Raw genomic sequence first — 17,873 nt, forward strand, 5'->3', positions numbered from 1 at the left:
CCGCGGGTTTGTCTAACCGATATGTCGGTTAGATAGCGTGAAGTCGCGGCTCGAGTCAACCGGCATATCGGTTAGAAATTGGCCCGCTTCAGTGAAAGTCGTGGGAAGGGGGCAGGGCGGCGCGCGGATGCAGTTTGACGAAGCGCCGCGCGCGGATCGCGACGACCCCGTCCTGCTTCTGGAGCGCGCCTTCGACTATCAGCAGTGCCGCGTTGTGCAGCAGCGCGCGATTGGCCTGGAACAGGTCGGGTGCGACGATCGCGTTGGAAATTCCGGTTTCGTCCTCGAGCGTGAGGAAGAAAAAGCCCTTGGCCGTGCCCGGACGCTGGCGCACGATCACGACGCCCGCGGTCTTAACCAGCGCGCCGTGGGCGGCGGCGTCGAGCTCAGCGGCGGCGAGCACGCCGCGCGCGCGCAGGTGCTCGCGCATGTGTGCCATCAGATGCGGTCCGGCGGTGAGGCCGGTTGCGGCGTAATCGGCGTGGGTCTCGCCAAGCACGTCCAGCTCTTCGATCCCCGTGGCGCTTGCCGCCGGCTCGACGCCGGCGAACAGCCCCTGCGGATCGCGCTCGACCGCGGCCGCCTGCCATAGCGCCTCCCGCCGGCCCATTCCCAGGCCCGCGAACGCGCCGGCGTAGGCGAGCGCGTCGAGTTCGCGGCGATTGGGCGCGGCGCGCGCGGTGAAGTCGGCAAGTGAGGCGAACGGGCGCTCGGCGCGGGCGCGCTCGACGCGCGCGCCGGTCTCGGCGCGCAGCCCGGCGACGTAGCGAAGGCCGAGGCGCAGCGCGAGTGCGCCGGAGGGTTGCTGTGATTGCGGGACGCTCATCTCCTCCGAGGAAGGCTTTGCATCAACGAGCGATGACGCGGCAGGACGGCGCGGCGCGATTACTTCCAGCGTGCATTGCCAATCCGCGCGGGTGACGTCGATTGGCAGCACCGCGACGCCGTGGCGTTGCGCGTCCTTGACCAGGGTCGAGGGATGGTAGAAGCCCAACGGATAGCAGTTGAGCATCGCGGCGAAGAACGCCGCCGGATGATGGCATTTCAGATAGGCCGAGGCGTAGGCGATGAGCGCGAAGCTGGCGGCGTGCGATTCGGGAAAGCCGTAGAGCGCAAACGAGGTGATCGAGCGCACGATGCGGTCGGCGATCGCGCCGGCGATCCCGTTGCGCGCCATCCCTTCGCGCAGCCGCCGCTCGATCTTTTCCATCCGCGCCGCCGAGCGCTTGAACCCCATCGCGCGGCGCAGCTCCTCGGCCTCGCCGGCGCTGAAGCCCGCCACCGCCATCGCCATCCGCAGCAGCTGCTCCTGGAAAAGCGGCACGCCGAGCGTGCGGCGCAGGATTGGCTCGAGCGCTGGATGGTCGTACGTCACCGGGGCACGGCCGGCGCGGCGGTCGAGGTAGGGATGGACCATCTTGCCGACGATCGGTCCGGGCCGGATGATCGCGACCTCGACCACCAGGTCGTAGAACGTGCGCGGCTTCATCCGCGGCAGCGTCGCCATCTGCGCCCGGCTCTCGACCTGGAAGACGCCGATCGTGTCGGCCCGCGAGAGCATCGCGTAAACCGCGGGGTCGTCGGCCGGCAGACGGGCCAGGTCCACCTCGACGCCCTCGCTGCGGCGCACCATCGGGATCGCCTGTTCGAGCACTGCCAGCATCCCCAGCCCGAGCAGGTCGATTTTGATGATCCCGAGGTCGGCGCAATCCTCCTTGTCCCACTGGATGACGACCCGGCCCGGCATCGTCGCCGGCTCCAGCGGCACGATCTCGTCGAGCGGCCCCGCGCCGATCACCATCCCGCCGCTATGCTGGCCGAGATGGCGCGGCAGGTCCTGGATCCGCCGCACCAACGCGACCAGCCGGGCAAGGCGCGGCGCCTCGACGTCCACGCCGCCGCGGCGCAGCAGCACGGCGAGGTCGTCGTGGCTGTCGCGGAACTCATAGACGTAGTTGAGCCGCGCCAGCCGCTCGATCTGGTCCGGGGTGAAGCCGAGCGTTTTGCCGACCTCGCGCACGGCGCTGCGCGTGCGGTAGGTAATCACGTTGGCGGTCATCGCGGCGCCGCGCTCGCCGTAGCGCCGATAGACGTACTGGATAACCTCCTCGCGCTGATCGCCGCTGGGCAGGTCGAGATCGATATCCGGCCACTCGCCGCGCTCCTCGGAGAGGAAGCGCTCGAACAAAAGCTCCATCCGGACCGCGTCAACTGCGGTGATGCCGAGCGCGTAGCACACCGCGCTGTTGGCCGCCGAGCCGCGCCCCTGCACCATGATCCGGCGCTCGCGGCAGAACTGCACGATGTCCCATACGATGAGAAAGTAGCCGGCAAGCTTAAGCCGTGCGATCACGCCGAGCTCGTGCTCGAGCTGGCGACGCACGCGGGCTTCCGGCGTGGGGCCCCATCGCTCGCGCGCCCCGGCCTCGACCAGCAGGCGCAGGTAGCTGTCGGGCGTCTCGCCCGGCGGCAGCGGATAGCTCGGGAAGCGGTAGCCGAGGTCGCGCAACTGGAAGACGCAGCGCTCGGCGATCGCGCGCGTCGCGCCGAGCGCGCGCGGGAGGTCGCGGAACAGCGCCGCCATCTCGGCCGGCGATTTGAGCCGGCGCTCGGCGTTGGCCCATAGCGCGCGTCCGGCCTCCTCCAGCGTAAGCCCGAGCCGGATACAGGTGAGGACGTCGAGCAGCGTGCGGTCTTCGCCGAGATGGCAGACGTCGTTGGTCGCGACCAGCGGGATCCGGCACGCTTCGGCGAGCGCGACGAGCCTGCGGTTGAGCCGCTCCTCGGCGGGGTCGAGATGGCGTCCGAGGTCGAGATAGAGATTGCCGCGGCCGAAGATCGCGCCCATCCGATCGCACAGCGGGCGCGGGTCCTCGCCCGCCAGCAGCGCGCGCGCAAGCGGGCTGCGCGCGCCGCCGGCAAGGCAGATCAGGCCCGCGCCATAGCGCTCGAGGTCTTCCAGCGTCACCCGGCTCTGGCCCTTGGCCGGATACTTCGGCGCACGCCCTTCGTCGAGTTCGGTCGTTCTCAAAACAGACTTGCTCCCCGTCCTTTCAGGAAAGGGGCCGGGGGTTAGGTCGTGCGCTATGCCTGAATGGCGAGTGGACGAAGGAGAAGTGGAATCACGCGAAGCCGCAAGCGGTCGCAGCTTGGATGCGGTGATCATTCGGCACAGATTGCGGTAGCGCTCGCGATCCGGCGCCAGCACATAGAGTCGCTCGTCGCGCGATGCGGCGTCTGAGGCGTCCGTTGCGCCCGAGAGGTCGAGCGTCAGCTCGGCGCCGACGATCGCGCGGATGCCGGCGCGTGCGGCGCCATGGTAGAAGCGCGGCGCGCCGTAAAGCCCGTCGCGATCGCCCATCGCGAGCGCCGGATAGCCGAGCTCAGCGGCGCGCTCGGCGAGGTCTTCGGGCAAGGCCGAGCCTTCGAGGAAGCTGAACGCGCTGCGCGCGCGCAACTCGATGTAGTCGGAGCTCATCGGTTTTCTTCAGTGGGGCGGGCGTCTCTTGAATACATCAGTCGTAAATTCCATCGACGTACCATTCGCCCGAGCTCAGGTCGCAAAACAGCCGGTACACGCCGCCGTCCTCGAGCGCGGCGTCGTAGTAATCGCGCGCTCCGCCGGGCGCGTTGCGCTCGCCGCCGGATATGCCGACGGTCCGGTCGAATGCCGCCGCATCGATGATTCGCCACGGCCCGGCGCACGACACCACGCGCCCGCCGAAGCCGTCGCCGCGCACGAACTGCGGCGCGCCGCGCACCCACAGCACCTCGGCCGCGCGGGGCGGCCGCATCGCCCGAATCGCAAGCTGCGCGTATTGCGCCGTGCCGCCGCCGTTTCGCGCAGCGGCCGGCGCCGGATTGAAGGGCCCGAGCTGAATCGCGTCCGGGAGATGCGAGTTGCGCGGTGCGAGTGTGCCGACCCGCTCGGGACCGCACATCGCGGCCAGCCGCGCGAGCACAACGTGCAATCGCTCGGGCGCAGGACAGGGCGGAGCAAACATGTCGGCCTGTATCGCGCGCGACAGGCGCGGCGTGACGCTCAGATGGAGCGCGACGATCGCGGCGGGCAGCGGCGACGCCTCTAGGTTGAGCAGCACCAGCGCAAGCAGCGTGCGCGCCTCGACGGTGGGCGCGGGCAGCACGATACGCCGGATGTCGCGGCGGCGATCGTCGAGTTCGAGCACAAGCGCAAGCTCGCCGGCTGCCATCCCGCGCATCCCGAGCCGCGCGGCCATCCGCTCGAACATCGGGCGCATCGCGAAGCCCAGCGCTTCGAGATTGTCCACGCCCCATTCCAGCTCGACCGTCTCGGTGAAGCTCTCGACCGGCCGGCGCGCGACGAGCGGCGCATGGCTGGTGCCACGCGCGATCCTGACCAGCTCGACTGCGCGCGGGCCGAGCCGGCTGCCGACCGCGCGAAGGTCGAGCCGCGCCAGCTCGCCAAGCCGCCGGATGCCCAGGCGCGCCAGCGTCTGCGCCAGCTCGGCCTCCTCGCGTGTAGCGTCGGAGGCGCCCAGCCCGAGCAGGTCGAGCGGCACCCAGTTGAGGAACTCCGCTTCGTGCTCGACTGCAATCACCCGTGCCCCGCCGCATCGCGCCGCCAGCCGTGCGACCTCCTTGCTCGAAGCGATTCCCACCGCCGCGTCCATCCCGAGCCGCGCCGCGCGCCCGAGCGCCTCCTGCGCAAGCGCCGTTTCGGCGTCAGGCTCCTTGTACAGCCATCTAAGCCCGCCGAGGTCGAGATAGACCTCGCCGCCGGCGCCCGCCTCGACTAGCGGCGAGAGCGAGCAGGCGAGATCGGCAAGCGCCTCGGCGGCGGACGCCTCGGCGGCCGGCGCGCGATTTACCACGGCCAGTCCGGGAGCGGCCGCGCGCGCCTTGGCCACCGTCATCCCGGCTCTCACACCCATCGCGTATGCGCGCGCCGATACATAGCGGCACTCCAGGTTGGCGACGCCCGTCGGGTCGCGCCGTCCCGCGGATTCGACCAGCACCAGCGCCCGATCGCGCAGCTCGGGGTTCTGCCGCACGGCTGCGGCCAGTGGAAAGTCGGGCACCAGGATACAGGCGATACGCGCCGCCGCGCCGCGCTCAGATGAAGTCTGTTTTTGCCAACCGGCGTCCGAAGAATCTTTTCCCCCCGTCCCTTCAGGGAAGGGGTCGGGGGTTAGGTCACGCGGCTTCACCGCAGGACCTTCTATCGGTCGTGGAGGCGTTGCCCAGCCGACGAGCGGCTTCGGCGATATGCGATGCTCGATCACGGCATTCAATCATGCGGCATTCACCGCCAAGCCTTTGCGCCCGGTGCTGCGCGCGCGTCGAGTCTTTTGCGCGGCAGGAACGGGTGCCGCAGCGCACATCGGATCCACCGGTATCAGCCACGCTGCCCGATGGCCCGAGCCGCCGAGCTTGTTGCGCGCGACATACGCCTCGACCCGGATTCCGTCGAACAGCATTGGTGCCCCCGGCGCCGTACGGCTGAACGTGGGCTGCGCATGGCCAAGCACAAGGCTAAGCGCGGCGAACGTTCCGCACGTCCGACGCGTCGCTGTCACGAGCACCGCTGCGCCGCTGCGCTCGGCCGCGCGCGCCAACCGCAGCACCCGGCATTCCAGCCCGACTGTCTCCGGCGGAAGGTCGAGTACGACAAGGCCGAAACCGCCAGCGCTCAAGACCATCTCCGCGGCCTTGAACGCGTTGACGGCGCTCCGGTGATCGCGCGAACTGGATACGCCTTCGGCGCCGACCCACAGGATCCGCGAGAGATCGGCGCCAGCGGCGGTAAGGTTGTGCGGAGCGAAGGCGTTGGCCGAATCGATCCAGGCTGTGGCTTCGCCGCCGCACGTGGCGGCCGCGACAAAGGCCGCAGCGAGCGAGGTCCGGCCGGTGCCGTAGCGTCCGACGATTTCGCTCACGCGCCCGCGGGCGATTCCGCCGCCAATGATCGCGTCGAGCGCGGTAATACCAGAGCTCAGGCGCCGGCGGCATTCCATGCTGGCGGTGAGGGAATGCCGCGGAAGTTGGGCGAGCCGCTCCGGTTGGGAGTGACGTGCGATGTTGGCAAGGAAGGGTGCAAGTGCGACGGCCACGATCGGATTTTCGCTTTTTTTTCGTATATGTCAACTCGGAATGGAGGCATAATTTGTTTAAGACAAGTTATTAAATTTTTATTGCATTTCTATTTCGTTTATTTTAGCTTCTTATCAACATCGGTTCCGCGCGCTGAGAGCGTGCGTTAAAGCGCCCGGCTGCACGTCGGCACAATGTCGTCGCGCAGCCGGGCCATATTTTTCGGGCCCGATCCGACGCGTCGTCGCCGTAACCGCTCGCCGCCCGTCCGTGGTATTGATGGCGTCCATGAAGATCATCCGCTTCCATGCCACCGCCGACGGCGGTTCGCGCTTCCAGGAAATCGAGATTCCGATCGACCAGCCGCGCGTTGACAGCTTCGGCAATACGCTGCGCCAGTCAGCCGCCTTCGCCTCGCCGGGCGTGCGCTTCGTCGAACTCCCTCGCGGTCTCGATCAGAGCTGGCACAACGCGCCGGCGCGCCAGATCGTGTTCGTGCTTTCCGGAGTGCTGGAGGTTGGTACCACCGACGGCGAGGCCCGCCGATGGGGTCCCGGCGCCGCCTTCATGCCCTACGACGTGAGTGGCAAGGGCCATACGACGCGCGTGCTCGAAGGCCCCGCGCTGGTCGCGTTCATTCAGTTGCCCGAAGGCTTCGACGTCGAGCGCTGGGCAGGCTAGCGCAGCCCGCGACGGTGGCTTTGCAGCCGAGCGGCCGCGCCGTGCACGCTGACGTCCGCCGAGGGCAAGCGCGGCTTCAGGTCTTGAGCCCGAGCTTTACCGAGGTCGTACAGTTGACCTGCCATCCGCTGTTCGTGCCGAAGCACCAGAAGACGGCGTTGTCGGCGGTGATGCGGTAGGTCGGGAGCGATTCCTTATTGTTGTAGCAGAGCGTGCGGTAGCAGCCTTCTTTGCCGCAGCAGTCGCGGTAGCCGATGATGTATTCCTTGTGGTCGGCGGGATCCATGCAGGTCCCGACCCACGAGGTAGGCGACATGATCGTACCCGGCGGGCATTCGCTGTTGCTGCCGCCGCATTGCCCGCACGGGATCCCGTCCAGCGCGCAGTGGCGCCAGTAGTTGCAGCTGTCGGGGTCGCTGGCCGGCAGATTGTCGCCGAAGCTGAACGCTTGCGCGCTGCGAATCACGCGTTCGACCGGCAGCAACGGAATCACCATCCCGCCCACCAAGACCCGGCCGAGGCTGGCGAGGAAGCCGCGGCGCGAGGTGCGTTGCGCCACCCTGCGTGACCAGCGTTCAACCAGCGCGTCCATCTCGATTCTTCCTCTCACGCCGATTGTGTCGGCGAGTTTCATTGCAGTCACGCCGCTACGGCACCCACATCGTCCAGGGCAGCGGCGCGGGCAAATCGGTAGTGCCGCGATAGCGGCCGCTGAGCGCCGAATAGACCTGGAGCCTGCCGGTATGGGTGGTGACCGTGAACAGCAGCGGGTTGCCATCCTGGGTGGTTATCATTGAATCGGCGGGCTCGGCCAGGGCGATCCGATCGACGCGTCGCTTCTGGTGGACGTCGAAGACCCAGGCCTCGGTTCCGACCTGGCGATGCGACCACTCGCCGCCCTGATGCATCAGGACATAGAGCAGTCCGCGCTTCTGATAAGCCCAGTACACCTGCCATCCGCCCGGCAGCCAGTGCTGCGCCTTGTCAGCGGCGTCGAGCAACGACCAGGTCGGCTGAAACTGCGCCTGCGGCCCGGAGAGATCCACCGGATGCACCACGCCGTGGTAGCTGACGAAGTAGCCGACCTTGCCGACCATCGCCGGGTAGCCGAACACCGGGTCCTTTTCCGGATCGAAGAAGGGCCCCGCGCGCTTGGTGCTGGCGGCCTTGCCGGCCTCGTCCATCGTCACGGTCAGCATCGAGCCGTCGCCGCAGATCGACGAGAACTGACGCGGCGCGGTGACGAATATCTCGGTGCAGGAGGGGGTCGCGATGGTGCCGAGGAACTTGTTGCTCCTGAGGTCAACCACGGTGACCGAGGTCGCCGGCGTCATGTTGGTGACCAGCAGAAAGCGGCCGTCAGGCGTGACGTCGGCCTGGGTATGGTCGGGGATAGAGAGCTGGCGCGGCGGGATCGCGATCTCGCCGGTGACATTGAGCGTGCGCGCGTCATAGATGGTGACGACATCGGTGCGCGTGCCGCGGGTGCCGCGCGACCAGTAGGTGTCGGCCATGAAAACGCGCTTGCGGTCGGGCGCCAGCGCGAAGTCGCTCTCCAGCCCGCCCGAGATCATCCCCAGCGTCCGCAGCGAGTCGCCGTCGATGAGGCTTACGCTGTTGATCGTGACGTTGCTGATCGGGTCTTCGACGAACACCCAATGCGGGCTCATCGCGGGCAGCGTGGCGACCTTGACCCCGGTGGGCGGCGGCAGATTGAGCTGCGAGGCCGCCTCCTTGCCGCTGACCTGGGCGAACGCGCCGCTGCCAAGAGCGAGCCCGCCCATTACCACCGCGAGCATCTCGAGCAGCCTGCGAGTCATCGATTTCCTCGAAAAGCCGCATTGCCGGACGCGGCTCGGATGGACGCCACGGGCGCGCGTGGCCACGGCGGTTTGTGGAACACACCCTGACATCGAACCGGTCCTCCCCCGAAATGCCAGAGCAGACTCGTGTGCGTAGCATTGCGGACACCGCAGGGTCAACGAGGCCCGCTGCGCAGCCGTGATGCGAATCCACAAGCGGCAGCCGCGGCCTCGCGGGATCGGCCGGCCTCGGCCGAGATCGTTGGCGACCGATGAATCGCCGGCTGCGAGCCGGCCGGCGACAGCGGCGCGAGCTGCCGGAGTCTCAGACTTCGCGGCGCAGTTGTTCGTCGATTAGCCGGGCCAGGCTGTCGCGATAGATCGACGGCGCAAGCACACCGAGCGCGGCCATCGCCGCTTCCGCCTCCGCCGCCGCCATCGCGCGCGCCCGCGCGACCAGCGTCGGATCGCGAAGCAGCTTGAGCGCGCGCTCGAGCGTTGCCCGGTCGAGCATCGCGCCGTTGGCAAACAGCGCGGCGATTTGTGGATTGGCGGCGGCGCCCAGCACCACCGGCAACGACGGAATCCCGGCGCGCAAATCCGAGCCCACCGGCTTGCCGATCTTTTCCTCGGGTCCGAGGATGTCGAGCAGGTCGTCGATCATCTGGAAGGCGAGTCCGACCGCTTTGCCCAGCCGTTCCATCGCGTCGATCGCGCGCGCGTCGGCGCCCGCCAAATCCGATGCGACCTTGCCGCCGGCGGCGAACAGCGAGGCGGTCTTGCGCGTGATCACGGCGCGATACTCCTCGAGGCTGGCGGCGGCGTTATGGCGCAGCCGCCCCTCCATCACCTCGCCCTCGGTGAGCTGGATACAGGCCTGCGCCGCCGTGCGCACGAGATGCTCCTCGAAGCGACCGCAGAGCTCGAAGGCGCGGCAGAAGAGGTAGTCGCCGGCGACCAGGGTCGCCGCCGGGCCGTAGCGCGCGAGCGCCGACGGCTTGCCCCGCCGTAGCATCCCGCCGTCGATGATGTCGTCATGCAGGAGCGTCGCCGAGTGAATGAGCTCGATCGCGATTGCGGCGTCGATCGCGTCGGGCGCGGTGCGGTCGGTGCCGCCGCAGGCGCGATGGACGAGCAGGACAAAGGCCGGGCGCAGCCGCTTGCCGGCGCCGTCGACCAGGTAATGGCAGATCTCCGCGATCAGCGCCTCATTGGAGTCGAGCAGACGGCCGAGCTTCTCCTCGGCGGCGCAGAGGTCGGCCTCGACGGCGCGCGCGGGGTAGGGCGCGCCGTGCGGCGCGGTCGCCTCCAGCGCGGCGGCGGTTTTGGAACGATTCACGATAGGGTTTACGCCTTTCGGGTCATCGCAATCGGATCAGCGGAAGAGGTCAGCCTCGGCCGGACGGATCAGGACGCGCGCGCTCGCCTCGCACGGCTCGTACGGATAGCCGCGCACGAGCACGGCCGGGATAGCGCCCGCCTTGGGCATCAGCAGCCCCGCGCCCGCCGCGATTTCGTCGGCGATCGCGACGACCGTGTGATGGAGCTCGCGGCCGCCGAGGTCGGCAGTGCCGCGCAGGTCGAGCATCGGGTTCATCCCCGCGATTCCCAGGCATACCTCGGTCAGGCCGTCGCGCCATGGGCGGCCGAAGGTATCGGTCACCAGCACCGCCAGTTCGACTCCGGTGATCGCGCGGACCTCCTGGCGGATGCGCGCGGCGGAGCGGTCAGGGTCCTCCGGGAGCAGAATCGCGCGGTTGTCGCCGAGGCTGTTGGACTCGTCGATGCCGGCATTTGCGCACACCCATCCGGGGCCGGTTTCCACGATCAGCACGCCGCGGTCCATCCGCACGATCCGGCTGGTCTGGCGCAGCACCAGCTCGACCGCGCGCGGGTCCTTCTCCCAGCGCGCGGCGAAAGCCAGCGCCAGCGTCGACGGCTCGATCTCCCTGAGATCGACGGTGCGGCCCTCGGACTTCGAGACTACCTTCTGGCACACCACGAGGATATCGCCGGACTCGAATCGGAGCCCGCCGCTCATCGCGGCGGCGCAGATCAGCTCGCCCAGCCTGTCGCCCCTGGCGACCAGCGGAATCCCTTCGATCGCGGTGAAGGTGACCGAGCGCATCGGGCATTCAGCCTACACTTCGAGCGCGCGCAGAACCACGTCCGCAAGGCGCGCTGCGCGCCGCTCGTCGGCCATGACGGTGTCAGTGACCACCGGGCGCATCCCGAGCCGCTCGACTTCGTCCGCCATCCGCCGGTCCGCGTTGTCGAGCACGAAGGTCGCGCAGATATCGCGATAAAGCCGCGCCACGCCGAGCGCGGAGGGCTGGTGGCCGAGGTATCGCAGCATTCGGTCGGCCGGCCCCTTTATCGCCTTGCCTCCGACGATCGGGCTTATCGCGGCGACCCGTGCGCGCGCCCGGCGCATCGCCGCGCGCATCCCGCGCAGGGCGAGAATCGGCCCGATCGAGACGAACGGGTTGGACGGCGCGATGATAAGCGCCCTTGAGCGGCGGATCGCCATCAGCGCCGCGCCGAGCGGGCGGGCGCGCGCGGCGCCGCGCAGCTCGATTCGTTCGACGACGCCGCGAAAGCGTCGGCGCACGAAATATTCCTGGAATGGTATCGCCGCCCGCCCGCGCAGCTTGACAAACGTGCGCACGCGCTCGTTGCTCATCGGCATCACGCGCGCGCGCACGCCGAGCCGGCGCGCGATCTCGGCGGTGATCCGGCTGAGCGGCCATCCCGCGCGCATCCGCTCGCTGCGGAACAGATGAGTGGCAAGGTCGCGGTCGCCAAGATTGAACCAGGCGCGTCCATAGAAGCGCTCGAGCGCGCCGAGCGCGTTGAAGCTCTCGCCCGCCAGTCCCCATCCGGTGGCCGGATTGACCACACCCCCAAGCGTGTACACTACGGTGTCGAGGTCCGGCGAGACGTGCAGCCCGTAGAACTGCTCGTCGTCGCCGGTGTTGACGATCGCGCAGAGCCGCTGCTGGCCGGCGACGCGCGCCAGCCCGCGCAGGAACTTAGCCGCACCCACTCCCCCCGCAAGCGTGGTGATCGAGCGGGGCGGGGGCGGAAGCTTCACTGAGCGGGCGCGCGCCATTGGGGGCTCTTTTGCCGTAGAGCTTCTTGTAGGTGGTCGAGCGCTCGACCGCAACCCGGCCCATTGCGCGCGCCTTGTTCTCGATCAGGTCAACCGGGATGAACTCGCCGGCGTCGCCGCCGGCCTGGGCGGTGATGCTCTCCTCCATCAGGGTGCCCGAGAAATCGTTGCATCCGCCCTTGAGGGTCAGTGCGGCGAGCTCGACGCCGAGCTTGACCCAGGAGGTTTGCAGGTTGTCGATCTGCCCGCGCAGGAACAGGCGCGAGCACGCGTACATCTGGAAGTCGCGCTTGCCCTTGGGCGGCGGCTCGCCGACCAGTCCCTTGCGGAAGAGCACCGTGTTGTCGTGGATGAAGCGCAGGGGCACGAACTCGGTGAAGCCGTGAGTGCGCTTCTGGATGTCGCGGATTAGCGCGAGATGGTTGACCACTTGGCGCGGGCTCTCGACGTGGCCGTACATGATGGTCGAAGTGGTCGGCACGCCGAGCGCGTGGGCGGTGGTGATAATCTCGACCCAGGTCGCGACGTCCACCTTCTTGTGACTGAGAATCTCGCGCACGCTGTCGTCGAGGATTTCGGCCGCGGTGCCGGGAATCGAGCCCAGCCCGGCGTCGCGCAGCATCCCGATGTACTCCGGGTAGTCCATCCGCACGCGCCGCGCGCCGTACATGATCTCCATCGGCGAAAACGCGTGGATGTGGATCTCGGGGAAGCGGCTTTTGATAGTGGCCAGCAAGTCGCGGTACTTGAACGCGGGCATGTCGGGGTTGATGCCGCCCTGCATGCAGACCTCGGTCGCCCCGCGCGCGACCGCGTCGGCGACTTTGGCCAGGATGGTCTCGTCGGAGTGGTCGTAGGCGTCGGACTCCCAGCGCTGGCGCTTGAAGCCGCAGAACTGGCATCCGACGAAACAGATGTTGGTGAAGTTGATATTGCGGTTGACGACGTAGGTGACCTCGTCGCCGACGTCCTCGGCGCGCACCACGTCCGCGCATTTGATCGTCGCGCGGAGATCGTCACCCTCGGCGGTGTACAGCAGGAGCGCTTCGTCAGGCGTCAGTTCCCGGCGCGTCAGCGCGCGCTTGAGCGCCGCCCGCACGTCGGGCGAAGCGTTGTCCATCAGCGTGCCGAGCGGCGCCGCCTCGATCGCGTCGATGTAGTTGCGCAGCTCGTCCAGGTTCTCGTTCACGACGCACCTCCGCCGAGCTCCGCCTGATGGCGCGCGAGCGCCGGGCGCAGCCTCGGATCGACCCAGTCATCATTGACGTATTCGGGGTAAATTGCGAGCCGCTGGCGCAGCTCAAAGCCGGCGCGCGCGCAGCGTTCGGCCAGCCGCTCGGTATGCGGCCAAGGCGCCTCGGGGTTGACGTAATCGCGGCTGAGCGGCGAAATCCCGCCCCAGTCGTTGATGCCAGCGGCGAGGAACAGTTCGATCTCGTTGGGCGACAGGTTAGGCGGCGCCTGCACGTTCATTCCGGCGCCCAGCACCAGGCGCGCGGTCGCGATCGCCCGCGCCGTCTCCATCGCTTCCGGCTCCGGCGCCTCGGCCATCGCGATCTCCGGCTTGGCACGGAAGTTCTGGACGATCACTTCCTGGACATGGCCGAAGCGCTCGTGAAGGTCGCGGATCGCGAGCAAGCTCTGCGCGCGCTCAGCCGCGGTCTCGCCGATGCCGAGCAGGATGCCGGTGGTGAACGGGATGCGCAGTTCGCCCGCCTCCGCGATCATGCGCATCCGCAGCGCGGGATCCTTGTCGGGGGCCCACTGATGGACGCCGCCGCGCGCGCGCAGGCGGGGCGAGATGCTCTCGAGCATCAGGCCCATGCTGACGTTGAGCGGCCGCAGCATTGCCATCTCCTCGCGCGTCATGATCCCGGCGTTGGTGTGCGGCAGGAGCCCTTCGCCCAGCGCGATCTCGCAGGCGCGCGCAACGTATTCGATTGTGCTGCGGGCGCCCAGCCGTACAAGCGTTTCGCGGTATTCCTTGAAGGCCAGCTCGGGCTTGTCGCCCAAGCACATCAGCGCCTCGCGGCATCCGAGCCGGCGCCCGCGGCGCGACCATTGCGCGATCTCGGCCGGCGCCATCGTCCACGCCCCCGGCTCGCCCGGGTCCCTGCGGAACGTGCAGTAAGTGCAGCGGTCGCGGCACAGATTGGTGACCGGTAGGAAGACCTTGCGCGAGTAGGTGACGACGCGTCCCTTGGCGCGCTCGCGCAGTTCGCCCGCCGCCGCCAGCATCGCGGGAAGCTCGGCGTCGGGGCAGGTGATGAGCGCGATCGCGTCGCCTTCGGACAGGCGCGCGCCGGCCAGGGCGCGATCCAGAATTTCGCGGATTTGCGGGGCCGGGGGGCGCTCCAGCACGGATAAGGACTGCGCCGTCGTCATGCCATCGCCCCTTATAGGCCATCAAGTTGGAAAGGGCAAATCGCGCCTGCCGCGCGCCCGGGCGGTTTTGTCTTGGCCTGCGCCTGCGATAATGTTGAGTTTGTTTGACGCCCGACGCTGGCGGCATGCCTTGCGCCGGCTGTGCGAGGTACATGATGGCTGATGTCGAAGGCGCAAGCGCCGTCCTGCCCAACGGCGCCGCGCGCGTCGAGTACGAGCTCCAGCTGTATTACTGGGTCAAGCTGATCCGCGCCTTCGAGGAGCGCGTTTCGCGGCTTCATCGCCAGAACAAAATCCTCGGTGGGGTTTACTCGGGCGCGGGCCAGGAGGCAATTGTCACCGGGATTTGCGCACCGCTGCGCGAGGGCGACTTCGTCGCGCCGCTCCATCGCGACCTCGGCGTCTTTCTGATGCGCGGAGTCGAGCCGGGGCGGCTGATGGCGCAGCTGATGGGCAAGGAGACCGGGCTGTCGCGCGGTAAAGACTCGTTTCTGCACGGCGGCGACATGGAGCACGGGGTTTTCGGTTCCACCTCGATGCTGGGATCGTCGCTGCCGGTGGCGGTCGGCGCCGCGCTCAAGTTTCAGATCAAGAAGGAAAAACACATTGCGGTTGCCTTTTTCGGCGAGGGCGCGAGCTCGCGCGGCGACGTCCACGAGGCGATGAACTTTGCGGGCGTGCGCAAGCTGCCGGTGGTCTTTGTGTGCGAAAATAACCGCTACGCCTATTCGACGCCGCTCGAGCGGCAGATGGCGATCGAGGACGTCGCCGCACGCGCGACGGCCTACGGCTTCAAGGGTCATGTGGTCTCGGGCAACGACCTGCTCGCGGTGGTCGAGCTCAGCGAGCGCGTCATGAACCGGGTGCGCGAGGGCGAGGGCCCGGCGCTGATCGAGTGCAAGACCTACCGCTACCGCGGACATAGCGAGCATGACCCCGCGCTCTACCGCGACAAGGAAGAGCTGCTCGAATGGGAGAGCCGCGACCCGATTCCGCAGTACGAATTTTACCTCCAGAAGAAGGGCCACGACCTCAAACGGATCCGCGAGGAGATTGATGAGCGGGTGCAGCGGGTGGTGCAGGAAGCGGTTGATTTTGCTGAGCAGAGTCCATTGCCCAAGCCCGAGGAGGCGCTCGAGGACCTCTACGCGCCCTCAGGCGCCGGCGCCACAAACATGGCCGGCGGCAACCATCGCGGCTCCTAGGTCCGCGCCCGGTTCCACAACCCCTTAGCTTGGGCGTCGAGCCAGGATGGAAACGACTTACCTCAAGGCTATCAACCAGGCGCTGCACGAAGAGATGCGGCGCGACGAGAACGTCTTCGTGATGGGCGAGGACGTGGGTGAGCTGGGTGGCGCATTCAAGGTCACCGAGGGGCTGCTCGAAGCCTACGGCGAGGACCGCGTGATCGACACGCCGATCTCGGAGGCGTTGATCGTCGGCGCTGGCGTGGGCGCGGCGGTCCTCGGGATGCGCCCGGTGCTGGAGATGCAGTTCGCTGATTTCATCTCGTGCGCCTTCGACCAGATCGTCAATACCGCCGCCACCCTGCGCTATCGCCACGGCGGTAAGGTCGCCTGCCCGATGGTGGTGCGGGCACCGTCGGGCGCGGGCGTCCACGGCGCGCTCTTCCATTCGCAGAACCCCGAAGCGTGGTTCACTCGCGTGCCGGGACTCAAGGTAGTCGCCCCGGCAACGCCCTACGACGCCAAGGGCCTGCTCAAAAGCGCGATTCGCGACGACAACCCGGTTATCTACTTCGAGCACAAGCGGTTGTACCGCAGTATCAAGGAGGATCTGCCGGAGGCGGATTTCCTGGTCCCGATCGGGCCGGCCGAGGTGCGGCTGGAGGGGCGCGACCTGTCGATCATCACCTACGGTGGGACGCTCCATCAGGCGCTCGACGCAGCGCGGATCGTTGAGAAGGAAGACGGGCTTAAGGTCGAGGTGCTCGATCTGCGGACGCTGCTGCCGCTCGACCGCGACGCGATCATCGCTACCGCGCGCAAGACTGGCAAGGTGCTGATCGCGCACGAGGACCGGCTGACCGGAGGGATCGGCGGCGAGGTCGCCGCGATCATCGCCGAGCACGCTTTCGAATATCTCGACGGGCCGATTCGGCGGGTGGCCGCGCTGGACGCGCATACCGCCTTCAGTCCGCCGCTGGAGGAGTACATCCTGCCCAACACCAACAAGATCGTCGAGGCGGTCCGCGAGTTGGCAGCCTACTAAGGACGCGCTGGCAAATGATTTGCGAAGCGCAACCTGTCGTCACTGGGCGCGCGTGGACTCGCTTAGCTCAGATGACGGGCCGTTTAATCCGCGCTGCTTGCGCAGCACGAGCATGGATCGCCGAAGAACGGGTTTGCGATGGCGCTTGAAGTGACGATGCCCCAGATGGGCGAGAGCGTGGTCGAAGGCACGGTTACCAAGTGGCTGGTGCACGAGGGCGACCGGGTCGAAGAAGACCAGCCGCTGTGCGAGATCTCGACCGACAAGGTTGACACGGAAATTCCGTCGCCCGGCGCGGGAGTGATTGCCAGGCTGGTTGCCGCCGAGGGGCAGACGCTGCCGGTCGGTGCGCTGATCGCGGTGATCGAGGGCGCTGCTGGGGGGCGGGCGGAGCCGAAGGCTGCGCCCGCCCCCCAGCAGGTGGCGGCGGCCAAGCCCGAACCTGCGGCCAAGCCCGAACCTGCGGCGCCCCGGCTGCGCGCGGTGCGGCCCGAGCCGGCGCGGCCGCAGGCCGCGCCGGCTCAGGCCGCACCTGCGCCGCCGCCTCCAGCAGGGCCGGCCGCGGCGCCGGCCGGCGCGCCGCGCCGCTATTCGCCGGTTGTGATGCGGATCGCCGAGGAGCACGGAATCGACCTGAGCCGCGTGCTGGGCACCGGTATCGGCGGGCGCGTCAGCAAGCGCGACGTGCTGGCCTACCTCGACGCGCTGCAGGCGGGCAAGGCGCCGCCGGCCGCGCCTGAGGGGGCGCGGTCGGCAACCGCAACCGGCGGGCCCGCTGCCGCGGCGGCGGCGTCGGCGCCGGCAGCGGCGGGCGCACGTCCCGTGGCAGCGCCCGCTCCGGCGGGACCGGCTTTCCGGCCCCCGGTGTATGAGCCGCGCGAAGGCGACGTGGTCGAGCCGTTTACCCGCCGGCGCAAGCTCATCGCCGAGCACATGGTTTACTCCAAGACCCACGCCCCGCACGTGGGCACGCTCGCAGAGGTTGACCTGACCCGCGCGATGGCGCTGCGCGAGCAGCACAGGGCGTCGTTTGCGCAGCGCGAGGGCTTCGCGCTGACGCTGCTGCCGCTGGCTGCCGCCGCTACCGTGCGCGCGCTCAAGGAATTTCCCCGGATGAACGCTTCGGTTGTCGGCGACTCGCTCATCGTCCGCCGCCAGATCAATCTGGGCATCGCCATGGACACCGAGGAAGGGCTGCTGGTGCCCGTGATCAAGGCGGCGGAGGGGATGTCGGTGGTCGGCCTGGCGCGCGAGATCGAGCGACTGCGGCGCAAGGTCGCCGAACGCAAAATCACCGCCGACGACCTTGCCGGCGGCAGCTTCACGCTCTCCAATCCCGGGCGCGAGGGGAACCTGTTCGGCTTTGCGATTATCAACCAGCCTCAGGTCGGGATTCTCAGGATGGGCGAGGTCAAGAAGCGGCCGGTGGTCGTCGAGACCGATGGCGCCGACGCGCTCGCGATCCGCACGATGATGTACCTCGCGCTATCGTACGACCATCGCGTGATCGACGGCGTGCTCGGCAACCGTTTCCTCTACCGCGTCGCGCGCATCCTCGAGGAAGCCGACTTCGAGCTGTAAAGGAAGGC

Annotated in this window: 14 protein-coding genes; 4 read left to right on the plus strand and 10 right to left on the minus strand. The window is 68.3% G+C overall.

Annotated elements, in window-relative coordinates:
• Nucleotides 1-88: 88 nt before the first annotated feature.
• From VFB33_13675 to VFB33_13685, 3 genes are all read right to left on the minus strand, one after another.
• On the minus strand, nucleotides 89-3,478 hold the full coding sequence (locus tag VFB33_13675; protein HZO82739.1) for an error-prone DNA polymerase: 3,390 nt from the start codon (nucleotides 3,476-3,478) through the stop codon (nucleotides 89-91).
• Nucleotides 3,479-3,515: 37 nt separating this feature from the next.
• Entirely contained in the window at nucleotides 3,516-5,060 is a 1,545-nt protein-coding gene (locus VFB33_13680; GenBank protein ID HZO82740.1) for a DNA polymerase Y family protein, read from the minus strand.
• 213 nt (nucleotides 5,061-5,273) lie between these two features.
• On the minus strand, nucleotides 5,274-6,092 hold the full coding sequence (locus VFB33_13685) for an ATPase domain-containing protein (GenBank protein HZO82741.1): 819 nt from the start codon (nucleotides 6,090-6,092) through the stop codon (nucleotides 5,274-5,276).
• A 259-nt stretch (nucleotides 6,093-6,351) separates the two neighbouring features.
• Between VFB33_13685 and VFB33_13690 the strand changes: the two genes are divergently transcribed.
• A complete protein-coding gene (locus VFB33_13690; protein ID HZO82742.1) occupies nucleotides 6,352-6,753 on the plus strand; it encodes a hypothetical protein in 402 nt (133 codons plus the stop codon).
• Nucleotides 6,754-6,829: 76 nt separating this feature from the next.
• Here the strand turns inward: VFB33_13690 and VFB33_13695 are convergent, their stop codons facing one another.
• The 7 genes from VFB33_13695 to cofG form a co-directional block, all read right to left on the minus strand.
• Nucleotides 6,830-7,387 (minus strand): methylamine dehydrogenase light chain, encoded by a 558-nt coding sequence (locus VFB33_13695; GenBank protein ID HZO82743.1) that lies wholly within the window; start codon nucleotides 7,385-7,387, stop codon nucleotides 6,830-6,832.
• 13 nt (nucleotides 7,388-7,400) lie between these two features.
• The gene (locus VFB33_13700) at nucleotides 7,401-8,573 is read right to left on the minus strand and encodes an amine dehydrogenase large subunit (protein ID HZO82744.1); all 1,173 of its coding nucleotides are present in this window, start codon (nucleotides 8,571-8,573) and stop codon (nucleotides 7,401-7,403) included.
• A gap of 307 nt (nucleotides 8,574-8,880) precedes the next feature.
• On the minus strand, nucleotides 8,881-9,894 hold the full coding sequence (locus VFB33_13705) for a polyprenyl synthetase family protein (GenBank protein HZO82745.1): 1,014 nt from the start codon (nucleotides 9,892-9,894) through the stop codon (nucleotides 8,881-8,883).
• A 36-nt stretch (nucleotides 9,895-9,930) separates the two neighbouring features.
• A complete protein-coding gene (gene cofE / locus VFB33_13710; GenBank protein HZO82746.1) occupies nucleotides 9,931-10,683 on the minus strand; it encodes a coenzyme F420-0:L-glutamate ligase in 753 nt (250 codons plus the stop codon).
• Nucleotides 10,684-10,695: 12 nt separating this feature from the next.
• Nucleotides 10,696-11,601 (minus strand): 2-phospho-L-lactate transferase, encoded by a 906-nt coding sequence (gene cofD, locus VFB33_13715; protein ID HZO82747.1) that lies wholly within the window; start codon nucleotides 11,599-11,601, stop codon nucleotides 10,696-10,698.
• Nucleotides 11,588-12,856 (minus strand): 5-amino-6-(D-ribitylamino)uracil--L-tyrosine 4-hydroxyphenyl transferase CofH, encoded by a 1,269-nt coding sequence (gene cofH / locus VFB33_13720; protein HZO82748.1) that lies wholly within the window; start codon nucleotides 12,854-12,856, stop codon nucleotides 11,588-11,590. Before cofH ends, cofD begins: the two co-directional genes overlap by 14 nt.
• On the minus strand, nucleotides 12,853-14,052 hold the full coding sequence (gene cofG, locus VFB33_13725; GenBank protein HZO82749.1) for a 7,8-didemethyl-8-hydroxy-5-deazariboflavin synthase CofG: 1,200 nt from the start codon (nucleotides 14,050-14,052) through the stop codon (nucleotides 12,853-12,855). Before cofG ends, cofH begins: the two co-directional genes overlap by 4 nt.
• A 155-nt stretch (nucleotides 14,053-14,207) precedes the next feature.
• Here cofG and VFB33_13730 point away from each other — a divergent pair, with 155 nt between their 5' ends.
• The 3 genes from VFB33_13730 to VFB33_13740 all read left to right on the plus strand — a co-directional run bounded on the left by VFB33_13730 (nucleotide 14,208) and on the right by VFB33_13740 (nucleotide 17,865).
• The gene (locus VFB33_13730; GenBank protein ID HZO82750.1) at nucleotides 14,208-15,257 is read left to right on the plus strand and encodes a thiamine pyrophosphate-dependent dehydrogenase E1 component subunit alpha; all 1,050 of its coding nucleotides are present in this window, start codon (nucleotides 14,208-14,210) and stop codon (nucleotides 15,255-15,257) included.
• A 46-nt stretch (nucleotides 15,258-15,303) separates the two neighbouring features.
• The gene (locus tag VFB33_13735; GenBank protein HZO82751.1) at nucleotides 15,304-16,284 is read left to right on the plus strand and encodes an alpha-ketoacid dehydrogenase subunit beta; all 981 of its coding nucleotides are present in this window, start codon (nucleotides 15,304-15,306) and stop codon (nucleotides 16,282-16,284) included.
• Between the two features lie 138 nt (nucleotides 16,285-16,422).
• On the plus strand, nucleotides 16,423-17,865 hold the full coding sequence (locus tag VFB33_13740; protein ID HZO82752.1) for a dihydrolipoamide acetyltransferase family protein: 1,443 nt from the start codon (nucleotides 16,423-16,425) through the stop codon (nucleotides 17,863-17,865).
• Nucleotides 17,866-17,873 lie beyond the last annotated feature (8 nt).

The sequence above is a fragment of the Candidatus Binataceae bacterium genome (assembly GCA_035650475.1).
GTDB lineage: Bacteria > Desulfobacterota > Binatia > Binatales > Binataceae > JAKAVN01.

Excerpts from the sequence above, each read along its gene's own strand:
- VFB33_13675 (HZO82739.1), bottom strand. The coding sequence starts at position 3,478 with ATGAGCTCCGACTACATCGAGTTGCGCGCGCGCAGCGCGTTCAGCTTC.
- VFB33_13690 (HZO82742.1), top strand. The coding sequence starts at position 6,352 with ATGGCGTCCATGAAGATCATCCGCTTCCATGCCACCGCCGACGGCGGT.
- VFB33_13695 (HZO82743.1), bottom strand. The coding sequence starts at position 7,387 with ATGAAACTCGCCGACACAATCGGCGTGAGAGGAAGAATCGAGATGGAC.
- VFB33_13700 (HZO82744.1), bottom strand. The coding sequence starts at position 8,573 with ATGACTCGCAGGCTGCTCGAGATGCTCGCGGTGGTAATGGGCGGGCTC.
- cofE (HZO82746.1), bottom strand. The coding sequence starts at position 10,683 with ATGCGCTCGGTCACCTTCACCGCGATCGAAGGGATTCCGCTGGTCGCC.
- cofG (HZO82749.1), bottom strand. The coding sequence starts at position 14,052 with ATGACGACGGCGCAGTCCTTATCCGTGCTGGAGCGCCCCCCGGCCCCG.
- VFB33_13730 (HZO82750.1), top strand. The coding sequence starts at position 14,208 with ATGGCTGATGTCGAAGGCGCAAGCGCCGTCCTGCCCAACGGCGCCGCG.
- VFB33_13735 (HZO82751.1), top strand. The coding sequence starts at position 15,304 with ATGGAAACGACTTACCTCAAGGCTATCAACCAGGCGCTGCACGAAGAG.
- VFB33_13740 (HZO82752.1), top strand. The coding sequence starts at position 16,423 with ATGGCGCTTGAAGTGACGATGCCCCAGATGGGCGAGAGCGTGGTCGAA.